The organism is Microbispora sp. NBRC 16548, from assembly GCF_030268985.1.
Taxonomy (GTDB): Bacteria; Actinomycetota; Actinomycetes; order Streptosporangiales; family Streptosporangiaceae; genus Microbispora; species Microbispora catharanthi.
In genome coordinates this window covers 244,475-263,892 of record NZ_BSSF01000006.1, presented here as the reverse complement: position 1 = coordinate 263,892, position 19,418 = coordinate 244,475, and the positions used below count along the sequence as shown (strand labels likewise).

Annotated in this window: 19 protein-coding genes and 1 riboswitch; of the genes, 7 read left to right on the top strand and 12 right to left on the bottom strand. The window is 71.6% G+C overall.

Going from position 1 to position 19,418, the window contains the following annotated elements; genetic code table 11:
* Positions 1 to 8: 8 nt before the first annotated feature.
* From carB to pyrR, 5 genes are read right to left on the bottom strand one after another with little or no spacing between them, the layout of a single operon-like run.
* Positions 9 to 3,287, bottom strand: coding sequence for a carbamoyl-phosphate synthase large subunit (carB, locus tag QSK36_RS18600; protein ID WP_285783303.1), 3,279 nt, complete (start codon positions 3,285 to 3,287; stop codon positions 9 to 11).
* On the bottom strand, positions 3,280 to 4,395 hold the full coding sequence (gene carA / locus QSK36_RS18595) for a glutamine-hydrolyzing carbamoyl-phosphate synthase small subunit (protein WP_142556694.1): 1,116 nt from the start codon (positions 4,393 to 4,395) through the stop codon (positions 3,280 to 3,282). Before carA ends, carB begins: the two co-directional genes overlap by 8 nt.
* On the bottom strand, positions 4,392 to 5,723 hold the full coding sequence (locus tag QSK36_RS18590; protein ID WP_221264020.1) for a dihydroorotase: 1,332 nt from the start codon (positions 5,721 to 5,723) through the stop codon (positions 4,392 to 4,394). The genes carA and QSK36_RS18590 overlap by 4 nt, the downstream gene beginning before the upstream one ends.
* Positions 5,720 to 6,655 carry an aspartate carbamoyltransferase catalytic subunit gene (locus QSK36_RS18585; RefSeq protein ID WP_139574480.1) on the bottom strand — a complete coding sequence of 312 codons (936 nt, stop codon included), beginning with the start codon at positions 6,653 to 6,655 and terminating at the stop codon, positions 5,720 to 5,722. The genes QSK36_RS18590 and QSK36_RS18585 overlap by 4 nt, the downstream gene beginning before the upstream one ends.
* Positions 6,652 to 7,209: a bifunctional pyr operon transcriptional regulator/uracil phosphoribosyltransferase PyrR gene (pyrR, locus tag QSK36_RS18580; RefSeq protein WP_139574481.1), complete on the bottom strand. Its 558-nt coding sequence runs from the start codon at positions 7,207 to 7,209 to the stop codon at positions 6,652 to 6,654. The genes QSK36_RS18585 and pyrR overlap by 4 nt, the downstream gene beginning before the upstream one ends.
* Before the next feature lie 489 nt (positions 7,210 to 7,698).
* On the opposite strand from pyrR, the gene bldD reads away from it, so the two are divergent.
* Entirely contained in the window at positions 7,699 to 8,193 is a 495-nt protein-coding gene (gene bldD / locus QSK36_RS18575; RefSeq protein WP_030508976.1) for a transcriptional regulator BldD, read from the top strand.
* Between the two features lie 129 nt (positions 8,194 to 8,322).
* A complete protein-coding gene (locus QSK36_RS18570; RefSeq protein WP_139574482.1) occupies positions 8,323 to 9,567 on the top strand; it encodes an arginine deiminase in 1,245 nt (414 codons plus the stop codon).
* A gap of 130 nt (positions 9,568 to 9,697) precedes the next feature.
* On the opposite strand, the gene QSK36_RS18565 is transcribed toward QSK36_RS18570, so the two are convergent.
* Positions 9,698 to 10,135 (bottom strand): SAV_6107 family HEPN domain-containing protein, encoded by a 438-nt coding sequence (locus tag QSK36_RS18565; RefSeq protein ID WP_076432068.1) that lies wholly within the window; start codon positions 10,133 to 10,135, stop codon positions 9,698 to 9,700.
* A 405-nt stretch (positions 10,136 to 10,540) separates the two neighbouring features.
* Complete coding sequence (locus tag QSK36_RS18560) at positions 10,541 to 11,419, bottom strand: L,D-transpeptidase family protein (RefSeq protein WP_285783302.1); 879 nt, start codon at positions 11,417 to 11,419, stop codon at positions 10,541 to 10,543.
* Between the two features lie 126 nt (positions 11,420 to 11,545).
* Between QSK36_RS18560 and QSK36_RS18555 the strand changes: the two genes are divergently transcribed.
* Positions 11,546 to 12,022 carry a YbaK/EbsC family protein gene (locus QSK36_RS18555; protein WP_285783301.1) on the top strand — a complete coding sequence of 159 codons (477 nt, stop codon included), beginning with the start codon at positions 11,546 to 11,548 and terminating at the stop codon, positions 12,020 to 12,022.
* 44 nt (positions 12,023 to 12,066) lie between these two features.
* The gene (locus QSK36_RS18550; RefSeq protein WP_285783300.1) at positions 12,067 to 12,636 is read left to right on the top strand and encodes a GNAT family N-acetyltransferase; all 570 of its coding nucleotides are present in this window, start codon (positions 12,067 to 12,069) and stop codon (positions 12,634 to 12,636) included.
* Between the two features lie 14 nt (positions 12,637 to 12,650).
* On the opposite strand, the gene metF is transcribed toward QSK36_RS18550, so the two are convergent.
* Positions 12,651 to 13,580, bottom strand: coding sequence for a methylenetetrahydrofolate reductase [NAD(P)H] (gene metF / locus QSK36_RS18545; protein ID WP_183539547.1), 930 nt, complete (start codon positions 13,578 to 13,580; stop codon positions 12,651 to 12,653).
* Between the two features lie 140 nt (positions 13,581 to 13,720).
* On the opposite strand from metF, the gene QSK36_RS18540 reads away from it, so the two are divergent.
* Positions 13,721 to 14,788, top strand: a complete 1,068-nt coding sequence (locus QSK36_RS18540; RefSeq protein ID WP_139574486.1) for a polyprenyl synthetase family protein — start codon at positions 13,721 to 13,723, stop codon at positions 14,786 to 14,788.
* Between the two features lie 198 nt (positions 14,789 to 14,986).
* Here the strand turns inward: QSK36_RS18540 and thiE are convergent, their stop codons facing one another.
* The 4 genes from thiE to QSK36_RS18520 all read right to left on the bottom strand — a co-directional run bounded on the left by thiE (position 14,987) and on the right by QSK36_RS18520 (position 17,871).
* Complete coding sequence (gene thiE, locus QSK36_RS18535) at positions 14,987 to 15,640, bottom strand: thiamine phosphate synthase (protein ID WP_396779503.1); 654 nt, start codon at positions 15,638 to 15,640, stop codon at positions 14,987 to 14,989.
* A gap of 28 nt (positions 15,641 to 15,668) precedes the next feature.
* Entirely contained in the window at positions 15,669 to 16,043 is a 375-nt protein-coding gene (locus QSK36_RS18530) for an Rv2175c family DNA-binding protein (protein WP_139574487.1), read from the bottom strand.
* Positions 16,044 to 16,086: 43 nt separating this feature from the next.
* Positions 16,087 to 17,265, bottom strand: coding sequence for an NAD(P)/FAD-dependent oxidoreductase (locus QSK36_RS18525; protein ID WP_183539543.1), 1,179 nt, complete (start codon positions 17,263 to 17,265; stop codon positions 16,087 to 16,089).
* 111 nt (positions 17,266 to 17,376) lie between these two features.
* On the bottom strand, positions 17,377 to 17,871 hold the full coding sequence (locus QSK36_RS18520) for a dihydrofolate reductase family protein (protein WP_285783299.1): 495 nt from the start codon (positions 17,869 to 17,871) through the stop codon (positions 17,377 to 17,379).
* A gap of 113 nt (positions 17,872 to 17,984) precedes the next feature.
* A riboswitch (TPP riboswitch) is annotated at positions 17,985 to 18,095 on the top strand.
* Here QSK36_RS18520 and thiO point away from each other — a divergent pair.
* Positions 18,084 to 19,220, top strand: a complete 1,137-nt coding sequence (gene thiO / locus QSK36_RS18515) for a glycine oxidase ThiO (RefSeq protein WP_285783298.1) — start codon at positions 18,084 to 18,086, stop codon at positions 19,218 to 19,220. Its footprint overlaps the riboswitch before it by 12 nt.
* Positions 19,217 to 19,417: a sulfur carrier protein ThiS gene (thiS, locus tag QSK36_RS18510; protein WP_139574490.1), complete on the top strand. Its 201-nt coding sequence runs from the start codon at positions 19,217 to 19,219 to the stop codon at positions 19,415 to 19,417. Before thiO ends, thiS begins: the two co-directional genes overlap by 4 nt.
* The last annotated feature ends 1 nt before the right edge of the window (position 19,418 follow it).

The window sequence follows — 19,418 nt, the reverse complement described above, 5'->3', positions numbered from 1 at the left end:
GTCCCGGGCTAGTCTCGCAGCCTCCTGGCGTGTTCCTGGAGGGAACACACGTCGATGTCGCCTCTGACGATGTGCTGGATGCCCTGCACGGCGGCAGCCAGGCCCTGGACGGTCGTGATGCAGGCGATGCCGCGGTTGACGGCGGCGGTGCGGATCTCGTACCCGTCCAGGCGCGGCCCGGACTGGCCGGGGCTGCTGAACGGGGTGTTCACGATGAGGTCCACCTCCCCGTCGAGGATGCGCCGCACGATCGTCGACTCGCCGTCGGGACCGGTGCCGTCGCTGTGCTTGCGCACGATCTTGGCACGGACGCCGTTGCGGCGCAGCACCTCGGCGGTGCCCTCCGTGGCCAGGATCTCGAAGCCGAGGTCCGCGAGCGCCTTCACGGGGAAGATCATGGCCCGCTTGTCCTTGTTCGCGACCGAGACGAACGCCCGTCCCTTGGTCGGCAGCGCGCCGTAGGCCGCCGACTGCGACTTGGCGAAGGCCGTGCCGAAGAACTCGTCGATGCCCATGACCTCGCCGGTCGAGCGCATCTCCGGCCCGAGGACGGTGTCCACGCCGCGGAAGCGGTTGAACGGCAGCACCGCCTCCTTGACCGCGACCGGCGCGTCCATCGGCAGCGTGCCGCCGTCGTAGTCGGCCGGCAGCATGCCCTCGGCGCGCAACTCGGCGATCGTCGCGCCCAGCATCAGCCGCGCCGCCGCCTTGGCCAGCGGCACCGCCGTGGCCTTGGACACGAACGGCACCGTACGGCTGGCCCTGGGGTTGGCCTCCAGGACGTACAGCACGTTGGAGGCCATCGCGTACTGGACGTTCAGCAGGCCGCGCACACCCACGCCGCGGGCGATGGCCTCGGTGGCCGCGCGGATCCGCTTGATGTCGAAGCCGCCCAGCGTGATCGGCGGCAGCGCGCACGCGGAGTCGCCGGAGTGGATGCCGGCCTCCTCGATGTGCTCCATGACGCCGCCGAGGTACAGCTCCTCGCCGTCGAACAGCGCGTCCACGTCGATCTCGATGGCGTCGTCGAGGAACCGGTCGATCAGCACCGGGTGCTCGGAGGCCGCCTTCGCCATGTACGCCCCGAGGGTGTCCTCGTCGTACACGATGGCCATGCCGGCGCCGCCGAGCACGTACGACGGCCGCACGAGCACCGGGTAACCGATCTCCTCGGCGACCGCCTGCGCCTCCTCCACGGTCGTCGCGGTGCCGTGCCTGGGCGCGGGCAGCCCGGCCTCGGCGAGGACCTGCCCGAACGCGCCCCGGTCCTCGGCGAGGTGGATCGACTCGGGTGAGGTGCCGACCACGGGCACCCCCGCGTCCTTGAGCGCCTGGGCGAGCCCGAGCGGCGTCTGGCCGCCGAGCTGCACGATGACGCCGACGACCGGCCCGGTCTCCTGCTCGGCGTGCACGACCTCCAGGACGTCCTCCAGCGTGAGCGGCTCGAAGTAGAGCCGGTCGGAGGTGTCGTAGTCGGTCGAGACGGTCTCGGGGTTGCAGTTGACCATCACGGTCTCGTAGCCGGCCTTGGCCAGCTCGAACGACGCGTGCACGCAGGCGTAGTCGAACTCGATGCCCTGGCCGATGCGGTTGGGCCCGCTGCCCAGGATGATCACCTTGGGCCGGTCCCCCACCGGCACCTCGTTCTCCTCGTCGTACGTCGAGTAGAGGTACGGCGTGCGTGCGGCGAACTCGGCGGCGCAGGTGTCCACGGTGTTGTAGACGGGCCGGACGCCGTGCTCGTGGCGCCTGGCCCGCACCTCGGGCTCCGGCACGCCCAGGATCTCGGCGATCTGCGCGTCGCTGAAGCCGTGCCGCTTGGCCAGCTCGAGGGTGGGCCGGTCGAGCGCGGTGATCGACCGGGCGACCTCGTCGATCGCGAAGAGCTGGTCGACGAACCACGGGTCCACCGACGTGGCCTCGTGGACCTGCTCGGGGGTCGCGCCCGCCCTGATGGCCTGCTGCATGGTGCGCAGCCGCCCGTCGTGCGGCGTGCGGCAGGCCTCCAGGAGCTCGTCCAGGTCGCCGGGCTCGCCCGCCCAGCTGAACGACGACCCCTTCTTCTCCATCGACCGCAGCGCCTTCTGCAGCGCCTCGGGGAAGGAGCGGCCGATCGCCATCGCCTCGCCGACCGACTTCATGTGGGTGGTCAGCGTCTGGTCGGCCCCGGCGAACTTCTCGAACGCGAACCTCGGCACCTTGACCACGATGTAGTCGAGCGACGGCTCGAACGACGCCGGGGTCTCCTTGGTGATGTCGTTGGGGATCTCGTCGAGGGTGTAGCCGATCGCGAGCTTGGCGGCGATCTTGGCGATGGGGAAGCCGGTGGCCTTGGACGCCAGCGCCGACGACCGCGACACGCGCGGGTTCATCTCGATGACGATCATCCGGCCGGTCTGCGGGTCGACCGCGAACTGGATGTTGCAGCCGCCGGTGTCCACGCCGACCTCGCGGATGACCGCGATCGCGACGTCGCGCATGTTCTGGTACTCGCGGTCGGTCAGCGTCAGCGCGGGCGCCACCGTCACGCTGTCGCCGGTGTGGACGCCCATCGGGTCGATGTTCTCGATGGAGCACACGATGACCACGTTGTCGTTGCGGTCCCGCATGACCTCGAGCTCGTACTCCTTCCAGCCGAGGATCGACTCCTCCAGGAGCACCTCGGTGGTCGGGGACGCGTCGAGGCCGGCGCCGGCGATGCGGCGCAGTTCCTGCTCGTCGTGGGCGAAGCCGGAGCCCGCGCCGCCCATGGTGAAGCTCGGGCGGACGACGAGCGGGTAGCCCAGCTCGCCGGCCGCGCGCAGGCACTCGTCCATGGTGTGGCAGATCACGCTGCGCGCCGACTCGGCGTTGAGGCCGTGCTCGGCGGCGACCTTGGCGACGATCTCCTTGAACCTCTCGCGGTTCTCCCCCGCCTGGATGGCGTCGATGTCGGCGCCGATCAGCTCGACGCCGTACTTGTCGAGCACGCCCGCCTCGTGCAGCGCCACGGCGGTGTTGAGCGCCGTCTGGCCGCCCAGCGTGGGCAGCAGCGCGTCGGGCCGCTCCTTGGCGATGATCTTCTCGACGATGTCCGGCGTGATCGGCTCGACGTAGGTGGCGTCGGCGAACTCCGGGTCCGTCATGATCGTGGCGGGGTTGCTGTTGACGAGGACGACCCGGAATCCCTCGCTGCGCAGGACGCGGCAGGCCTGGGTGCCGGAGTAGTCGAACTCGCACGCCTGTCCGATGACGATCGGGCCGGAGCCGATCACCATGACGGACCTGATGTCCGTACGCTTAGGCACCCTTGGCCCCCTTCTTGTCCATCAGCTCGCAGAACTCGTCGAACAAATACGCGGCGTCGTGCGGGCCCGCGGCCGCCTCGGGGTGGTACTGCACGCTGAACGCGGGGCGGTCCAGCAGGCGCAGCCCCTCCACGCAGTCGTCGTTGAGGTTGACGTGGCTCACCTCGGCCGCGCCGTACGGGGTCTCGAAGGGCCCGTCGAGCGGCGCGCGCACGGCGAAGCCGTGGTTGTGCGCGGAGATCTCGACCTTGCCGGTCCTGCGGTCCTGCACCGGCTGGTTCACTCCGCGGTGGCCGTACCGCAGCTTGTAGGTGCCGAGGCCGAGCGCCCGGCCGAGGATCTGGTTGCCGAAGCAGATGCCGAAGAACGGCACGCTCTCGTCCAGCACCTCGCGCAGGGACTCGACCGCGTACCCGGCCGCGGCGGGGTCGCCGGGGCCGTTGGAGAAGAAGACGCCGTCGGGGTCGAGGGCGAGGATGTCGGCCGCCTTGGCGGTCGCCGGCAGCACGTGCACCTCGCAGCCCCGCTCGGACATCCGCTGCGGGGTCATGGCCTTGATGCCGAGGTCGACCGCGGCGACGGTGAAGCGCTTGCGCCCGACCGCCGGCACGACGTACGGCTCGGCCGTGCTGACCTCGCGGGCCAGGTCGGCGCCCTCCATGCCGGGCGAGCGCCGCACCCGCTCGACCAGGTCGGCGATCTCGCCGCCCTCGCTGAAGATGCCCGCGCGCATCGCGCCGCGCTCGCGCAGGTGGCGGGTGAGGGCGCGGGTGCCGGGCATCGCGATGCCGACCACGCCCTGGTCGCGCAGGTAGTCGTCGAGCGTCCTGCGGGAGCGCCAGTTCGACGGGATCCGGGACGGCTCGCGCACCACGTAGCCCGCGACCCAGACCCTGCGGGACTCGGGGTCCTCGTCGTTGACACCGGTGTTGCCGATGTGCGGGGCGGTCATCGCGACGATCTGGCGGTGGTAGGAGGGGTCGGTGAGCGTCTCCTGGTAGCCGGTCATGCCGGTGTTGAAGACCATCTCGCCGAACGTCTCGCCCACGGCGCCGTACGGCGTTCCCTCGAAGACGCGTCCGTCCTCGAGCACGAGCAGGGCTGTCATACGAGCTTCCCTTCGAGAACGGTGGGGCGGCCGCGCAGGAACGTGGCGACGACGCGGCCGGGCAGGGTCAGTCCCTCGTAGGGGGTGTTGCGGCTCTTCGACGCCATCGCGGCAGGGTCGACGGGCTGCCGGACCGACGGGTCGTACAGCGTGACGTTGCCGGGGGCGCCGGGCTCGATCGGGCGGCCGTGCCCGGCCAGGCGGCCGATCGCGGCCGGCCGCGCCGACATGCGGTCGGCGACGCCGGCCCAGTCGAGCAGCCCGGTCTCGACCATGGCCTCCTGGACCACGGACAGGGCGGTCTCCAGGCCGATCATCCCCATGGCCGCCGCGGCCCACTCGGTCTCCTTGTCCTCGACCGGGTGGGGGGCGTGGTCGGTGGCCACGCAGTCGATCGTGCCGTCGGCCAGCGCCTCGCGCAGCGCCCGCACGTCCTCGGCGGTGCGCAGCGGCGGGTTCACCTTGTAGATCGGGTTGTACGGCCCGAGCGGGGACCGCTCCGCGCAGGAGTCGGTCAGCAGCAGGTGGTGGGGGGTGACCTCTGCGGTCACGTCCCAGCCCTTCGACTTGGCCCAGCGGATGATCTCGACGGAGCCCGCGGTGGAGACGTGGCAGACGTGCAGCCGGGAGCCGACGTGCGCGGCGAGCAGGCAGTCGCGCGCGATGATCGCCTCCTCGGCGACCGCCGGCCAGCCGGTCAGGCCGAGCCTGGCCGACACCTCGCCCTCGTTGAGCTGGGCGCCCTCGGTCAGCCTGGGCTCCTGGGCGTGCTGGGCCACGACGCCGTCGAACGCCTTGACGTACTCCAGCGCCCGGCGCATCAGCACGGCGTCGGACACGCACTTGCCGTCGTCGGAGAAGACCCGCACCCGGGCCGCGGAGTCGGCCATCGCGCCGAGCTCGGCCAGCTGGCGGCCCTCGAGGCCGGAGGTCACGGCGCCCACGGGCTGCACGTCGCAGTGGCCGTATTCCTGGCCGAGCCGCCAGACCTGTTCCACCACGCCGGCGGTGTCGGCCACCGGGGAGGTGTTGGCCATCGCGTGGACGGCGGTGTACCCGCCCCGCGCCGCGGCCTGGGTGCCGGTCTCGACGGTCTCGGCGTCCTCCCGGCCGGGCTCGCGCAGGTGGGTGTGCAGGTCCACCAGGCCGGGCAGGGCGACCAGCCCGTCGGCGTCGACCGTCTGGTCGGCCTTCGCGCCCGCGAGGTCGCCGGTCTCGGCCACGACGCCGTCGCGCAGCAGGATGTCGCTCGGGGCGCCGCCCAGGATGCGGGCGCCCCTGATGAGGATGGTGGTCACAGTCCCCTCGTGAAGGTCGTACGTGCTCATTCGGCGCCTCCGATCGCAGGCTCGGAACCGCCGAGCAGCAGGTAGAGGACGGCCATCCGGACCGTCACGCCGTTGGCGACCTGCTCGACGATCGTCGAGCGCGGCGAGTCGGCGACCTCCGCGGAGATCTCCATGCCGCGGTTCATCGGGCCGGGGTGCATGACGATGGCGTCGTCGTGCAGGCGGGCGAAACGGTCGCGGTCGAGGCCGTAGCGGCGGCTGTACTCCCGCGCCGAGGGGAAGTAGGCCGCGTTCATCCGCTCCAGCTGGACCCGCAGCATCATCACGACGTCCGACTTGGGCAGCACGGCGTCGAGGTCGTACGAGATCTGGCAGGGCCAGGTCCCGACCGCCACCGGCAGCAGGGTCGGCGGCGCGACCAGCGTCACCTCCGCGCCGAGCGTGTGCAGCAGCAGCACGTTGGACCGGGCGACCCGGCTGTGCAGCACGTCGCCCACGACGGCGATCTTAAGGCCCTCAAGCCGGCCCAGCCGGCGGCGGATGCTGAAGGCGTCGAGCAGCGCCTGGGTGGGGTGCTCGTGGGTGCCGTCCCCGGCGTTGACCACGCTGCCGCGCACCCAGGTGGCCAGGCGATGCGGCGCGCCCGAGGCGCTGTGCCTGATCACCACGGCGTCGGCGCCCATGGCCTCCAGGGTGAGCGCGGTGTCCTTCAGCGACTCGCCCTTGGACACGCTCGACCCCTTGGCCGAGAAATTGATCACATCGGCCGACAGGCGCTTGGCCGCGGCCTCGAAGGAGATGCGGGTCCGGGTGGAGTCCTCGAAGAAGAGGTTCACCACCGTGCGGCCGCGCAGCGTCGGCAGCTTCTTGATGGACCGCTGCGAGACCCGCGCCAGCTCCTCGGCCGTGTCGAGGATGAGGAGCGCGTCGTCGCGGGTGAGGTCGCCGGTCGAGATCAGGTGACGCTTCATCGGTCGTCCTCCTTGATGAGCACGACCGCGTCGCGCCCGTCCGTCTCCTCCAGGAAGACCTTGACCTTCTCGCTCTTGGAGGTCGGCAGGTTTTTTCCGACGTAGTCGGCGCGGATCGGCAGCTCCCTGTGGCCGCGGTCGACGAGCGTGGCCAGTTGGACGGCCCTGGGCCTGCCCACGTCGTTCAGCGCGTCGAGCGCGGCGCGCACGGTGCGGCCGGAGTAGAGGACGTCGTCCACGAGGACGACGGTCCTGCCGTCCACGCCGTCCGGCGGCAGTTCGGTGCGGCCGAGCGGGCGCGCGGGCCGCAGGCGCAGATCGTCGCGGTACATCGTGACGTCGATGGCGCCGACGGGGACCTTGATCCCCTCGAACTGCGCGATGCGCCCGGCGATGCGATGCGCGAGAGTGGCGCCGCGGGTGGGGATGCCGAGCAGGACGACGCTCTCCGCGCCCCTGGTGCGTTCGAGGATCTCGTGCGCGATCCGGGTGAGCGCCCGGTGGATGTCGGGCCCCTCCAGGACGGCACGGGCCTGATTTCGGGCATCAGACATGAAAAAGTCACCACCTTTCCCGCCTCACGGGACGGGTCTTAAAAGGGTGTCGGTTCTGCTTAGAGTATCAGGGCCGTCTGCGAACCCCCCTCCCGCCAGGGGTGATGGCCGCGGAGGAGCCGTTCGCCCTCGGCGTGACGAGGGCGAACTGGGGATCTTCGGGAACCTTCCGGTGACGTTCTGGTGACGTTCCGGGACGTTCGGGGGCCGGGCGAGGGGCGGGCCGGGGATCGGAAGCCGCATCGCGCCGGGTGTCGGTGATTTCGGTGAGAGCACTGTTTGACGCTCTTTTTTCCAATCAGCTTGACCTTTGGGAGTGTCGGCTTTACCGTCACTGTCCGTAACCACAACACGCGACCTTCCTGGGTAAAACCCGACGCAGCGGTCACCGAAGGTGCCGGTCACGGGCACCAGCCCCGGTGTTCGGAACGCTTAGGACAAGGACGCACAATCAAGTGAGAAGAGTCATAGAAAGCCGGGGGCCACACGATGCCGTCTGACTACGCCAAGTCGCTGGGCGCACGCCTGCGCGCCATCCGAACCCAGCAGGGGCTGTCCCTGCACGGTGTGGAAGAGAAGTCCCGCGGACGGTGGAAGGCCGTCGTCGTGGGCTCCTATGAGCGGGGCGACCGCGCGGTGACCGTGCAGAAGCTCGCCGAGCTCGCGGATTTCTACGGAGTGCCGGTGTCGGAGCTTCTTCCGGGCGGAGCCGCCCCCAGCCCTCTTGCGCCCGCTCCCAAGCTGGTCATCGACCTGGAGCGGCTGTCGCAGCTGCCGAAGGACAAGGCCGGCCCGCTTGCCCGTTACGCCGCCACCATTCAGAGCCAGCGGGGCGACTACAACGGCAAGGTGCTGTCCATCCGGCAGGAGGACCTGCGCTCGCTCGCGGTCATCTATGACAAGTCGCCGGTCGAGCTGACCGAGGAGTTCATCCACTGGGGTGTGCTCGACGCCGAGGCCCGCCGCGCCGTCGAGTCCTTCTGACCTCTCGCCCGGTTCGTACGCGGCTCCCCGTGCCGATGTCCGTCCTCTCCGGCGTGGTCACAGGCGGCGCCTCCGCAAGGGGGAGCCGCCGGTGCGAGTGATTCCCGCCACGCGGGGATAGGTCAGGACATGACGTTTTACGTGGGCTCCGAGGTGGGCAGGCTTCGCCGGGTCCTGGTCGACATACCCGAACTCGCGCTCAAGCGGCTCACCCCGGGCAACAAGGACGGCCTGCTGTTCGACGACGTGCTGTGGGTGCACCGCGCGCTGGAGGAGCACCGGGAGTGGTGCGAGGTGCTCGCCGGGCGCGGCGTCACGGTGCACCACCTCGGCGACCTCCTGCGGGAGGTGATCGAGATCCCCGACGCGCGCAAGCACATCCTCGACGGCAGCGTCGACGAGCACTGGTTCGGCCCGCTGGCCGCCGACGCGATCCGCAACACACTCGACGCCCTCGACGCGGACACGCTCGCGCCGCTGCTGACCGGCGGGATCACCAAACGCGAGATCATGGAGCTGGGCTGCGACCCCGGCTCCATCGCCTTCCACACGCTCGGCATGGACGACTTCGTCCTCCCGCCGCTGCCCAACCACCTGTTCGCCCGCGACACCTCCTGCTGGGTGTACGACGGGGTGTCGATCAACGCGATGCGCAAGAAGGCGCGCAGGCGGGAGACCGTCAACTACGAGGCGGTCTACCGGTGGCACCCGCTGTTCGCCGCGGGATACGGCAACCCCGACGCCGGCGGATTCAACGTCTGGTACGAGGGCGTGCGCATGGCCCCGGCCACCATCGAGGGCGGCGACGTCCTGGTGCTCGGCAACGGCGTCGTGCTCGTCGGGGTGAGCGAGCGCACCCAGCCGCAGGCCGTGGAGATGCTGGCGACCAATCTGTTCCGGGCGGGGTCGGCGACCCGCATCGTGGCGCTCGATCTGCCCAAGACCCGTGCGTTCATGCACCTCGACACCGTGATGACCAACGTCGACGTGGGCGTGTTCACCAAGTACGCCGGGCTCGGCATGCTCCCGTCGTACACGGTGGAGCCGGGCGACACCGACAAGGAGCTGAAGGTCACCGACCACCCGCCGGAGGACATGCACAAGGCGATCGCGCGGGCCCTCGGCCTTGACGACATCAAGGTCCTCACGCCGACGCAGGACGTGCACGCGGCCGAGCGCGAGCAGTGGGACGACGGCTGCAACGTGCTGGCGCTGGAACCCGGCGTGGTCGTGGCCTACGAGCGCAACACCACGACCAACAACCACCTGCGCAGGCACGGCATCGAGGTCATCACGATCCGGGGCAGCGAGCTCGGCCGCGGACGCGGCGGGCCACGGTGCATGAGCTGCCCGCTGGAGCGCGACCCCGTCTGATCACCCCGGTGCGCGCCTCGTGCCCGGCATCACGGGTGGGCGCCCCGGCTCCTGGCCGACCCTGGCGCCGGCGCTGTGGACGCCTGGGCCGTGCCGGACGGACGAGCGGGGCCATGGGCGGAGACGGAGGTCAGCCGGCCATGGGCAGAGTGGGACGGCCGGGCAGGCCGAGGATCGACTCGACCTCGCCGACGAACCTGTCCGCCTCCGCTATGATCTCCTCTGCGTCGTTCTGCGTGACGGCTCGGACCATGCCGGCCTCGGCCGCCGCGCGCTTGGTCGCGCTCACCGCGAAGTAGGCCGCCCAGTCCGCGAGCTTGGGCTCGGCCTCCGGGAGCAGCTCCCAGGCGCTGCGCAGCCGCCGCCTGCGGCCGTCCATCGGCCGCGGACGGGCCGCGAGGATCCCGGCGGCCGCACGGAGGGCCGCCAGATGGGCCGACACGTAGCGGTCCGCGGGGGTGGGCCCGACGGTGGCGTCCGCGAGGCATGCCCTGGCGTCCGCGAGGTGTGCCAGAACCGCCTGCGAGAGCCGGGGCCCGCTCTTCTGATCGTCGTTCTGCTCAGTCATGCCCGCCTCCTTGAGTCGTGGCACTCCGGCGAAAGTCGCCGGTGACTTCACAGTCGCAGATCGCACCGACAATTTCGCCGGCCGGGAGATCCCGCGAACCGCTCGAGATCGCCCGACGCTTTCTCAGGCTCCCGTGGGCGGCCGGACGAGGAGCTTCCCCTCTCCCCGTCCGACCCACGCCGCGGGCCGTGCCGCATCCGTCTCCGCCGACGACGAAGGCACGAATCCAACGGGGTGGGCGCGAGCCGCGAGTCCCACGCCCACTCCATCGAACATAGATTCGATCATGTCCCCTGTCAAGGCTGTCAACGAATATGTGTTCGAGGACCACGTTCGAAACACGGGCCGGAGACGGCGGAGGGGCCCCGCGCGACCACCTCGCGCGGGGCCCCTCCGGGGATGGCGTTAGCGCCTGAAGGCGCCCCTGACGTGCACAGGGACACCCTTGCCGAGCATGCCGGGCAGGATCTCGGCCACGTTCATGGGCAGCCGCACGCAGCCGTGCGACGCCGGGTAGAGCGGCACCGACAGCGCGCCGTGGAGCGCGATGCCGCCGTTGAAGAAGATGGGGTTGTAGAGCTGCCCGAGGTAGGACCGGTGCCAGCCCCTGGCCCGCCAGGTGGTCGCGTAGTCGCCGGTCGGCGTGCGGGCGCTGCCGGAGAACCGCTGCCGCTTGCCGTTCCAGGTGGCGTACTCCGTGTAGGGGATGCCGCTGCCGCTGGAGATGTGGCTGATCAGAACCGGCGTACCGCCCCGGTACAGAACCATCACCTGCTTGGTCAGGTTCACCTCGACGCGGGTCGCCTTGCCCCTGGGCACCAGGACCTTGGGCGCCCGGGGGTTCTCCAGCGCCCTCCAGGTGCGGGCCGCGACCGTGCTGGTCGGCGTGATCCCCTGCACCTTCTGGAACGCCCAGACCGCCGTCAGCGTGGCCCCGCCGTACCGGCCGTCGACGCTGCCGGGCACGTACCCGAGCTCCTTGAGCCGGGCCTGCAGCGCCTTCACGACGGAGCCCTTGGCGCCGAGCTTGAGCGTCTTGCCCGGGGCGGTGAACGGCGGGTAACCGGTGGCGCGGGCGGGAACGGCGCTTCGCGGCGGGAACGCAGGGAGCGCGGGGAGCGCCGAGGACGCCTGAAGCGCCGGGAGCGCGGTCCCCGCCGTGACGGTCCCCGCCGGCACGGCGGTGCGCGCCTGCGCCGTGCCGCTCACGCCGGTCGCCGCGAAGGCAGTCGCGAACGTCGCCGCCCCCACCGCGACGAGCAGCCGCCGTCGACCCCTCATCATGACCAACCCCCTCATAAGCCCGTTTCTCGATCAAAGGACTCACCTTACGGTCCGATTGTGAGCCGCGTGATCGTAAGTGGCCATAATCGGCCGCGTATGTCCTGGCAATCCGTTTAGAGTGACCGGGTGGCAGAAAAGTTGCATCCGAACGTCGTCCGGGTTCAGGAGGCCCTGCGGGCCCACGCGGTGACGGGCGAGGTCGTCGTACTCGACGAGGCCGCCCCGACGGCCGCCACGGCGGCGGCCCAGCTGGGCTGCGAGGTCGGCGCGATCGCCAACAGCCTGATCTTCGACGCGGACGGCGCGCCGCTGCTGGTGCTGACCAGCGGCGCCCACCGCGTGAACACCGATCTGATCGCGCGGCTCGTGGGCGCGGCGAAGGTGCGGCGGGCCACGCCGGAGTTCGTCCGCGAGCACACCCGGCAGCCCATCGGCGGCGTCGCCCCGGTCGGGCACCCCGCGCCCGTACGGACGCTGGTGGACACCTGGCTGAGCAAGCACGACGTCGTGTGGGCCGCCGCGGGGCACCCCCACACCGTCTTCCCCACGTCCTACGACGAGCTGCTGCGCATCACCGGGGGCACGGCCGCCGAGGTGGAGTGACGCCTGCCGGACCGGCCCGGCGTCGTTTTGCTAGTGTGCGACGAGTGATCCAACTGCGACGGGTGGGGCCCGACGAGTTCAGGGCGGTGCTGGACACCGTGCTGGAGATCTACACGGTCGCCATGCGCCCGCCGTCGGACCAGCTCGCGGGCCGCATGGCGATCATGCGCAACCACGCCACCTATCCCGACTTCGACTGCGTGCTCGCGGAGGACACGCAGGACTCCGGCATCGCCGGCTTCGCGTACGGCTTCCACGGCGGCCAGGGGCAGTGGTGGCACGACGTCGTGCGCGGGGCGCTGCAGGACCGGGCCGGGCCGGTGGTGGCGAACGCGTGGTTCGGCGACGCCCTGGAGATCGCCGAGATCCACGTGCGCCCCGAGTATCAGGGCCGGGGAATCGGCCGGCGGCTGATCCACACGCTGTGCGAGGGCCGCCCGGAGCGCACGGCGGTGCTGTCGACGCACGACGCTCCCACCGTGGCCCGGCACCTCTACCGGGACGTCGGGTTCGCCGACCTGATGACCCGGTTCGTCTTCCCGGGCGGTTACGAGGAGTACGTCATCGCCGGCGTGCGCCTGCCGCTGCCCGAGCCCGGGGCCCGCGAAGGCTGACGGGACCGGCCGGCTCAGCCGGCCACGGCGGCGGGCACGCTGTGCAGCGCCTGGAACACCTCGCGGGTCGCACTCGACCGGTTGAAGGTGATGAAGTGGATGCCGGGCGCGCCCTCGTCGAGAAGCTTCCGGCACAGCTCGACGGCGTGCTCGATGCCGAGGCGGCGGACCGCGGCCGGGTCGTCTGCGACGGCCTCGAACCGCTCGGCCACCTCCGGCGGGAACGGCGCACCGGACAGCTGCTCCGACCGGGCGATCGTGCTCATCTGCGTCACGGGCATGATGCCGGGGATGATCGGGGTGTCGCACCCCTGGGCCGCCACGCGGTCGCGCAGCCGCAGGTAGTCCTCCGCCCTGAAGAACATCTGGGTGATCGCGTAGTCCGCGCCGGCCCGGCACTTCTGCACGAAATACCTGGTGTCCGACTCGATGGTCGCCGACCTGGGGTGCTTGTACGGGAAGGCGGCCACCCCCACGCAGAAGTCGCCCGCCTGGCGGATCAGCCGCACCAGCTCCTCGGCGTACAGGACGCCCTCCGGGTGCTTGACCCACTCGTCCAGGGGGTTGCCGCCGCGCGGGTCGCCGCGTACGGCGAGGATGTTGCGCACGCCCGCGTCGGCGAACCTGCCGACGAGGTGGCGCAGCTCGCGGATCGAGTGGTCGACCGCGGTGAAGTGGGCGACGGGGGTCAGCGTCGTCTCGTGCGCCAGCCGCTCGACGATGTCCACCGTGCGGTCCCGGGTCGAGCCGCCGGCGCCGTAGGTCACGGAGACGAACGTCGGCCGCAGGGCTTCCAGCTCGCGGATCGCCCTCCACAGCTGGCGCTCCCCCTCGTCGGTCTTCGGCGGGAGGAACTCGAACGAGAACGAGCGCTCGCCCGCGGCCAGCAGTTCGCGGACCGTCGGGACGCGATCAGGGAGCCGTGAGGGCAGACCGAGAGCCATACCGGCAAGGGTACAGCGATGGCGGTTTTCACGGCCCCCGCGGTCTTGCTATGTGGACATTTGCCCTATCAGAGTGAGTTGGCCCACTTGGAGGGGATCTGCTGCTGGGTGCCCGGATCAACCCCGGTTAGTCTCTGAGCATGACCGCTTCCGCCGCCTCGCTCGATTCCATCCGTACGGAGGTGGACCGCGCACTCCGGGAGTTCCTCGACCGGCAGCGACCACACTTCGGTGACCCTCATCTGGCCACCCTGCTGTCCGCCGCGGAGGACTTCCTAGCGGGCGGCAAAAGGCTGCGCCCCGCCTTCTGTCACTGGGGTTGGCGCGCCGCCGGGGGAGGCGACGACCCGGGACTGCACTTCGCCGCCGCCTCGCTGGAACTCCTGCAGGCCAGCGCGCTCATCCACGACGACGTCATGGACGCGAGCGACGTGCGCCGGGGCATGCCGTCGGCGCACCGCCGGTTCGAACGGATGCACGCAGAAGCGGGCTGGCACGGCTCCGGGCGGCAGTTCGGCGAGGGAACGGCCGTGCTGCTGGGCAACCTGCTGCTGGTGTGGTCCGGGGAGATGTGGCGCACCAGCGGCCTGGCGCCCGAGGCGATCGCCGCCGCTCAGCCGCTGCACGATTACATGCTCACCGAACTGATGTGCGGGCAGTACCTCGACCTGCTCGAACAGGCGCAGGGCGAGAGCACGTTCGACAGCGCGCTGCGGGTGGCGCTCTACAAGAGCGGCAAATACTCGGTCGAGCAGCCGCTCAGGCTCGGGCTCGTCCTCGCCGCCCGGGCCCCGCACGCCTGGATCGACCGGCTCTGCGTGCAGTACGGCCAGCAGGTGGGCATCGCCTTCCAGCTCCGCGACGACATCCTCGGCGTGTTCGGCGACCCTGCGGAGACCGGCAAGCCCGCCGGGGACGACCTTCGCGAGGGCAAGCGGACCGTCCTGATCGCGCGTGCGCTCGCCTCGGCCACCCCCGCACAGACGGCGGTCGTACGGGCCCTGCTCGGCGACCCCGGGCTGGACGCCGAGGGGGTCGGGCGGCTGCGTACGGTGATCGAGGAGACCGGCGCGCTGGCCGCGTGCGAAGGCATGATCAAGCGCTACCTCGACGACGCGCTGCACGCCCTCGACCAGGCGCCGATCGAGGAGGAGGCCCGCACGGCACTGGCCGCCCTGGCCGTGGCCGCCACGTCCCGCCGCACCTGACGCGACGCGTCGGCAGGACCGGCGGCCGCCCTGAGCAGGCAGCACCGAGCAGACAGCCCCTGAGTGGGCAGCACTGAGCAGGCACCACCGAGCAGGCACCACCGGGCCGCCGGCCGCACCGAGTCAGCACCACCGGGCCGCCGTCTGCCACCGGGCCGCGTCGCGGGCGACGGGACGGGCCCGGAGGAGGCGTTCCGCTCAGAGCGGGACGGCGGACAGCCGGGCCTTGAGCGCGGCGGCGGCGGCCCCCGGGTCGTCGGCCTCGGTGACGGCCCGGACGACCACGGCGCGGCGCACGCCGTGCGCCATCACCTCGTCGAGGTTGCCCAGGTCGATGCCGCCGATGCCGAACCACGGCCGGTCGGTGCCCAGGCGCGCGGCGTGCTCCAGCAGCGCGGGGCCGGGCGCCGGACGGCCGGGCTTGGTGGGCGTGGGCCAGATCGGCCCGCAGCAGAAGTAGTCCACCCCCGGCTCCACGGCCGCGGCCGACGCCTCGGCCGCCGAGTGCGTGGACCTGCCGATGAGCACATCGGGACCGAGGATCTCCCGGGCCACCGGGACCGGGAGGTCGTCCTGGCCGAGGTGCAGGATGTCGGGCCGGGCGGCGTAGGCCACGTCCGCCCGGTCGTTGACCGCCAGCAGCGCGCCGTGCCTGTCGCAGGCCGCGCGGAAGACCTCCAGCAGGTCCAGCTCCTCGCGCGCCTCCAGGCCCTTCTCCCTCAGCTGGACGATGTCCACTCCGCCGGACAGGACCGCGTCGAGGAACTTCTCCAGGTCGCCGCGGTCCCTCCTGCCGTCAGTGCAGAGGTAGAGCCTGGCCTGCGCGAGCCGCTGTCGCCGGATGTCGTTCACCCGACCACAATGCCACGCGGCGGCGGGGTCAGAAGCCCAGGGCCTGGGCCCTGCGCTTGACCTCGGTGTGCCGGCCCTTCACGATCGCGTCGATCGGGGACCCCGGCAGCGAGTCGTCCGGGGTGAACAGCCACCGGATCGACTCCACCTCGTCGTACCCGGCGTCCGACAGGACCGTGAGCGTGCCGGGCAGGCCCTTGAGCACCTCGCCGTCCGCGATGAACACCGCCGGGATCTGCGGCTCGCCGCCGCCCCGCCGGACGCCGACGAGCTTCTTGTCCTTGAGGAGTTGCTTGGCACGGCCGATGCTCAGTGCCAGCTTCTTGGCGGCGTCCGAGAGGGGGAGCCACTCCCCTACGAGCTGGTCGGTCTCCCGGTCGATCTGCGCAACAGTAAGCGTCACGGGTCCACCATTACCACAGGCGAGCTGCCAGGAAACACCTCGATTAGGCCATAATGCAGTCGCGGAGCGGCACGGCCGCATCCGCGACCCGCTGGGGGTCGAGCCGCCGGCCACTCTCGATGATCTTGCGGCCCTGCACCACGTCGCGCGGCCGGTCGACGGTTAGCACCGCGGCGAGCCGGTCGTCCGCCGTCAGCCAGCACACCGACCACTTCGCGTCCCTGCGCGGGTCGCCGCGCAGCACCATGCGGTCGCCGGCCTCCCTGTGACCGGCGAACTGCACCATGTGACCGAACTGCTCGGACCAGAAGTACGGCACGGGGTCGTAGACCGCCTCCTCGCCCAGCAGGGTGGCGGCGGCCGTGTCGGGGGCCTGGAGCGCGGTGTCCCAGTGCTCGACCCGCAGCCGGGTGCGGAACCTGCGCGACCACCAGTTCGCGCAGTCGCCCACCGCGACCACGTTGGGCAGCGACGTGCGCAGGTGCTCGTCGACCACCACCCCGTCGTCGAGCCGGACCGCCGACCCCTTCAGCCAGTCGACGGCAGGGCGCACCCCGACGCCGGTGACGACCACGTCGGCCGGCACCCGGGCGCCGGACATGAGCGTGAGACCGTCGGAGTCCACGGTGCCGACCATCGCGCCGAGGCGCAGCTCGACGCCCGCCCGCGCGTACCAGTCGGTGGTATGGCTGCCCACGGCGGGCCCGAGCGCCACGGCGAGCGGGCTCTCCCCCGCCTCCACCACGGTCACCGCGCACCCCGCCCTGGCCGCCGCGGTGGCGACCTCGGCGCCGATCCAGCCGGCCCCGACGACGGCCACGCGGGCGCCTGGGACGAGCCGCTCGCGCAGCGCGAGCGCGTCCTCGATCGTGCGCAGCACGTGCTGGTGGCCCTCTCCGCGCAGGCGGATCGGCGTGGCGCCGGTGGCGATGACCAGGCCGTCGTACTCCAGCTCGCCCTCGGTCGTCTCCAGCACGCCGTCGCGCAGGCCCTTGGCCGCCGTGCCGAGGCACAGCCGTACGTCGAGGGCGTCGAGATCGGAGTCGACCACGGTGGAGTCGGTCTCTCCGAGCAGCACCGCCTTCGACAGCGGCGGCCGGTCATAGGGGCGATGGTGTTCCTCGCCGATGAGCGTGATGCGGCCGGTGAACCCACCGGCCCTCAACGCCTCGATGCTTCGCACGCCGGCCAGGCCGGCACCCACCACCACGACGTGATCCACAGCTTGACCATAGATTGTCAACGGGGGCCCTGGCCAACAGGCCCCCCATAACGAGTTGGGCAATTGACGCGCACTTCCGCGGGGGCCCACGTTGTGAAGGAAGCCGGGTCCTCACCGCACCACGCGCATCCAGATGTTCGTGGCGTGCGGCACGTGCGTGAGGCTGATCCGTTCGAGCCTGACCCGGTCGCCGCCGGGGTGGGAGAACAGCCGGACGCCGTCGCCGAGCATGACCGGCGCCACGCACACGAGGATCTCGTCGAGCAGGCCCGCGTCGAGGCACTGCGCGGCGACGTCCGCGACGGCGGCGCCGAAGTCCGTCACGAAGGTCACGCCGGGCACCGGCGCGGCCGGGACGTCGTGGGTGAGCACGAACTGCGGCCCGCTCCACCCGCCACCGAACGGCTCGCCCTCCTGGGGGGTGTCCCGGTAGGGGTCGTCACCGCGGAAGGTGCGGTTGCCGACGAGCAGCGCGCCGATGTCGCCGACGAGCGCGTCCACGGTCGGGTTGGGCCCGAGATGTTCGGTCAGCCAGGACATGTCGCCGCCCGGCCCGGCGATGAAGCCGTCCAGGGACATGGTGGCCGAGTACAGCATCGTGGCCATGATGGGGTACCTCCTTCGGGTCGATCCACGTCGCGCCATCATGCGCCCGCGGACGGCCCCGTACCCGCCGATCCGGCGATCGGCCGTCATGGGGGGCGTACTACCCTTGTGGGCGTAAGACGCGCGGGAGCCCGGCGGACCGGGCTGAGAGGAGAGCGTGAGGCTCTCGACCGCCCCGACCTGATCCGGGTAATGCCGGCGAAGGGAGCGCTGTGTCCCGCACACCGCCATCCGGCGCGCAGTCCGGCTACGACGTCGTGATCGTGGGCGGCGGGGTGGAGGGCCTGGCCGCGGCCTGGCGCACCGCGCGGCGGGGCCTGTCGGTGGCGGTGGTCGACCCCGCGCCAGGAGGCGGCGCCACTCACGCGTCGGCGGGGATGCTCGCGCCGGTCAGCGAGGTGACCTACACGGAGGAGCCGCTGCTGCGGCTCGGCCTCGCGTCGCTGGCGGCCTGGCCGGCGTTCCGGGCGGAGCTTGAGGACGAGACCGGCGACGACCTCGACTACCGGACCGAGGGCACGCTTGAGGTCGCCCGCGGCGCGGACGACATGGCCGTCCTCGACGACCTCGCGGCCTTCGAGCGGACGCTCGGCCTGCGGGTCGAGCGGCTCACCGGGCGCGAGTGCCGCTCCTTCGAGCCGATGCTCTCCCCCTCCGTACGCGGTGGGCTGCTGGCCCGCGACGACGCGTGGGTCAACCCCCGCAGGGTCGTGCGCGCCCTCCTCGCGGCGTTCGAGAAGGCGGGCGGCACGCTGGTGACCGAGCGCGTCGCCGGGATCGACGCCCCGGGGCCCGGCGCTCCGTGCGTACGGCTGGAGTCCGGCGGCGCCGTCGCGGCCGGTCAGGTCGTCGTGGCGGCCGGGTCGTGGTCGGCGTCCCTGCTGCCCGGCCTGCCGGTACGCCCGGTGAAGGGCGAGATCCTCCGGCTGCGCGGGCCCCGGGGCTTCCTCACCCGGTGCGTCAGGGGGCTGGTGCACGGCTCCCCCGCCTACCTCGTCCCCCGGGGCGACGGAGAGATCACTTTGGGCGCCACGACCCAGGAGATGGGGTTCGACGCGCGGGTCACCGCAGGAGGCGTGTACGAGCTGCTGCGCGACGCCCGCGAACTGGTGCCCGGCATCACGGAGCTCGAACTGGCCGAGACGACGACCGGCTTCCGCCCGGGCACGCCCGACAACCTGCCGCTCATCGGCCCGGCCGGGCCGCCCGGCGTGCTCGCGGCGACCGGGCACGGACGCAACGGGGTGCTGCTGTCCCCGATCACCGCCGACGCCGTCGCCGCGTTCCTCACCGGCGACGAGGTGCCTCCGGTCGCCCGGTTCTGCGATCCAGGGAGATTCAGCCAATGAAAGTCACGATCAACGGAGGCGCGGCCGAACTGCCGGACGGCGCCACGATCGGCGACGCCGTACGGACCCTCACGCCCCTCACGTCCGGGGTCGCGGTGGCGCTGAACGGCGAAGTCGTGAGCCGGAGCGCCTGGGACTCCACCCAGGTCGCCGACGGCGACGGCGTCGAGGTGCTCACGGCCGTGCAGGGAGGGTGAG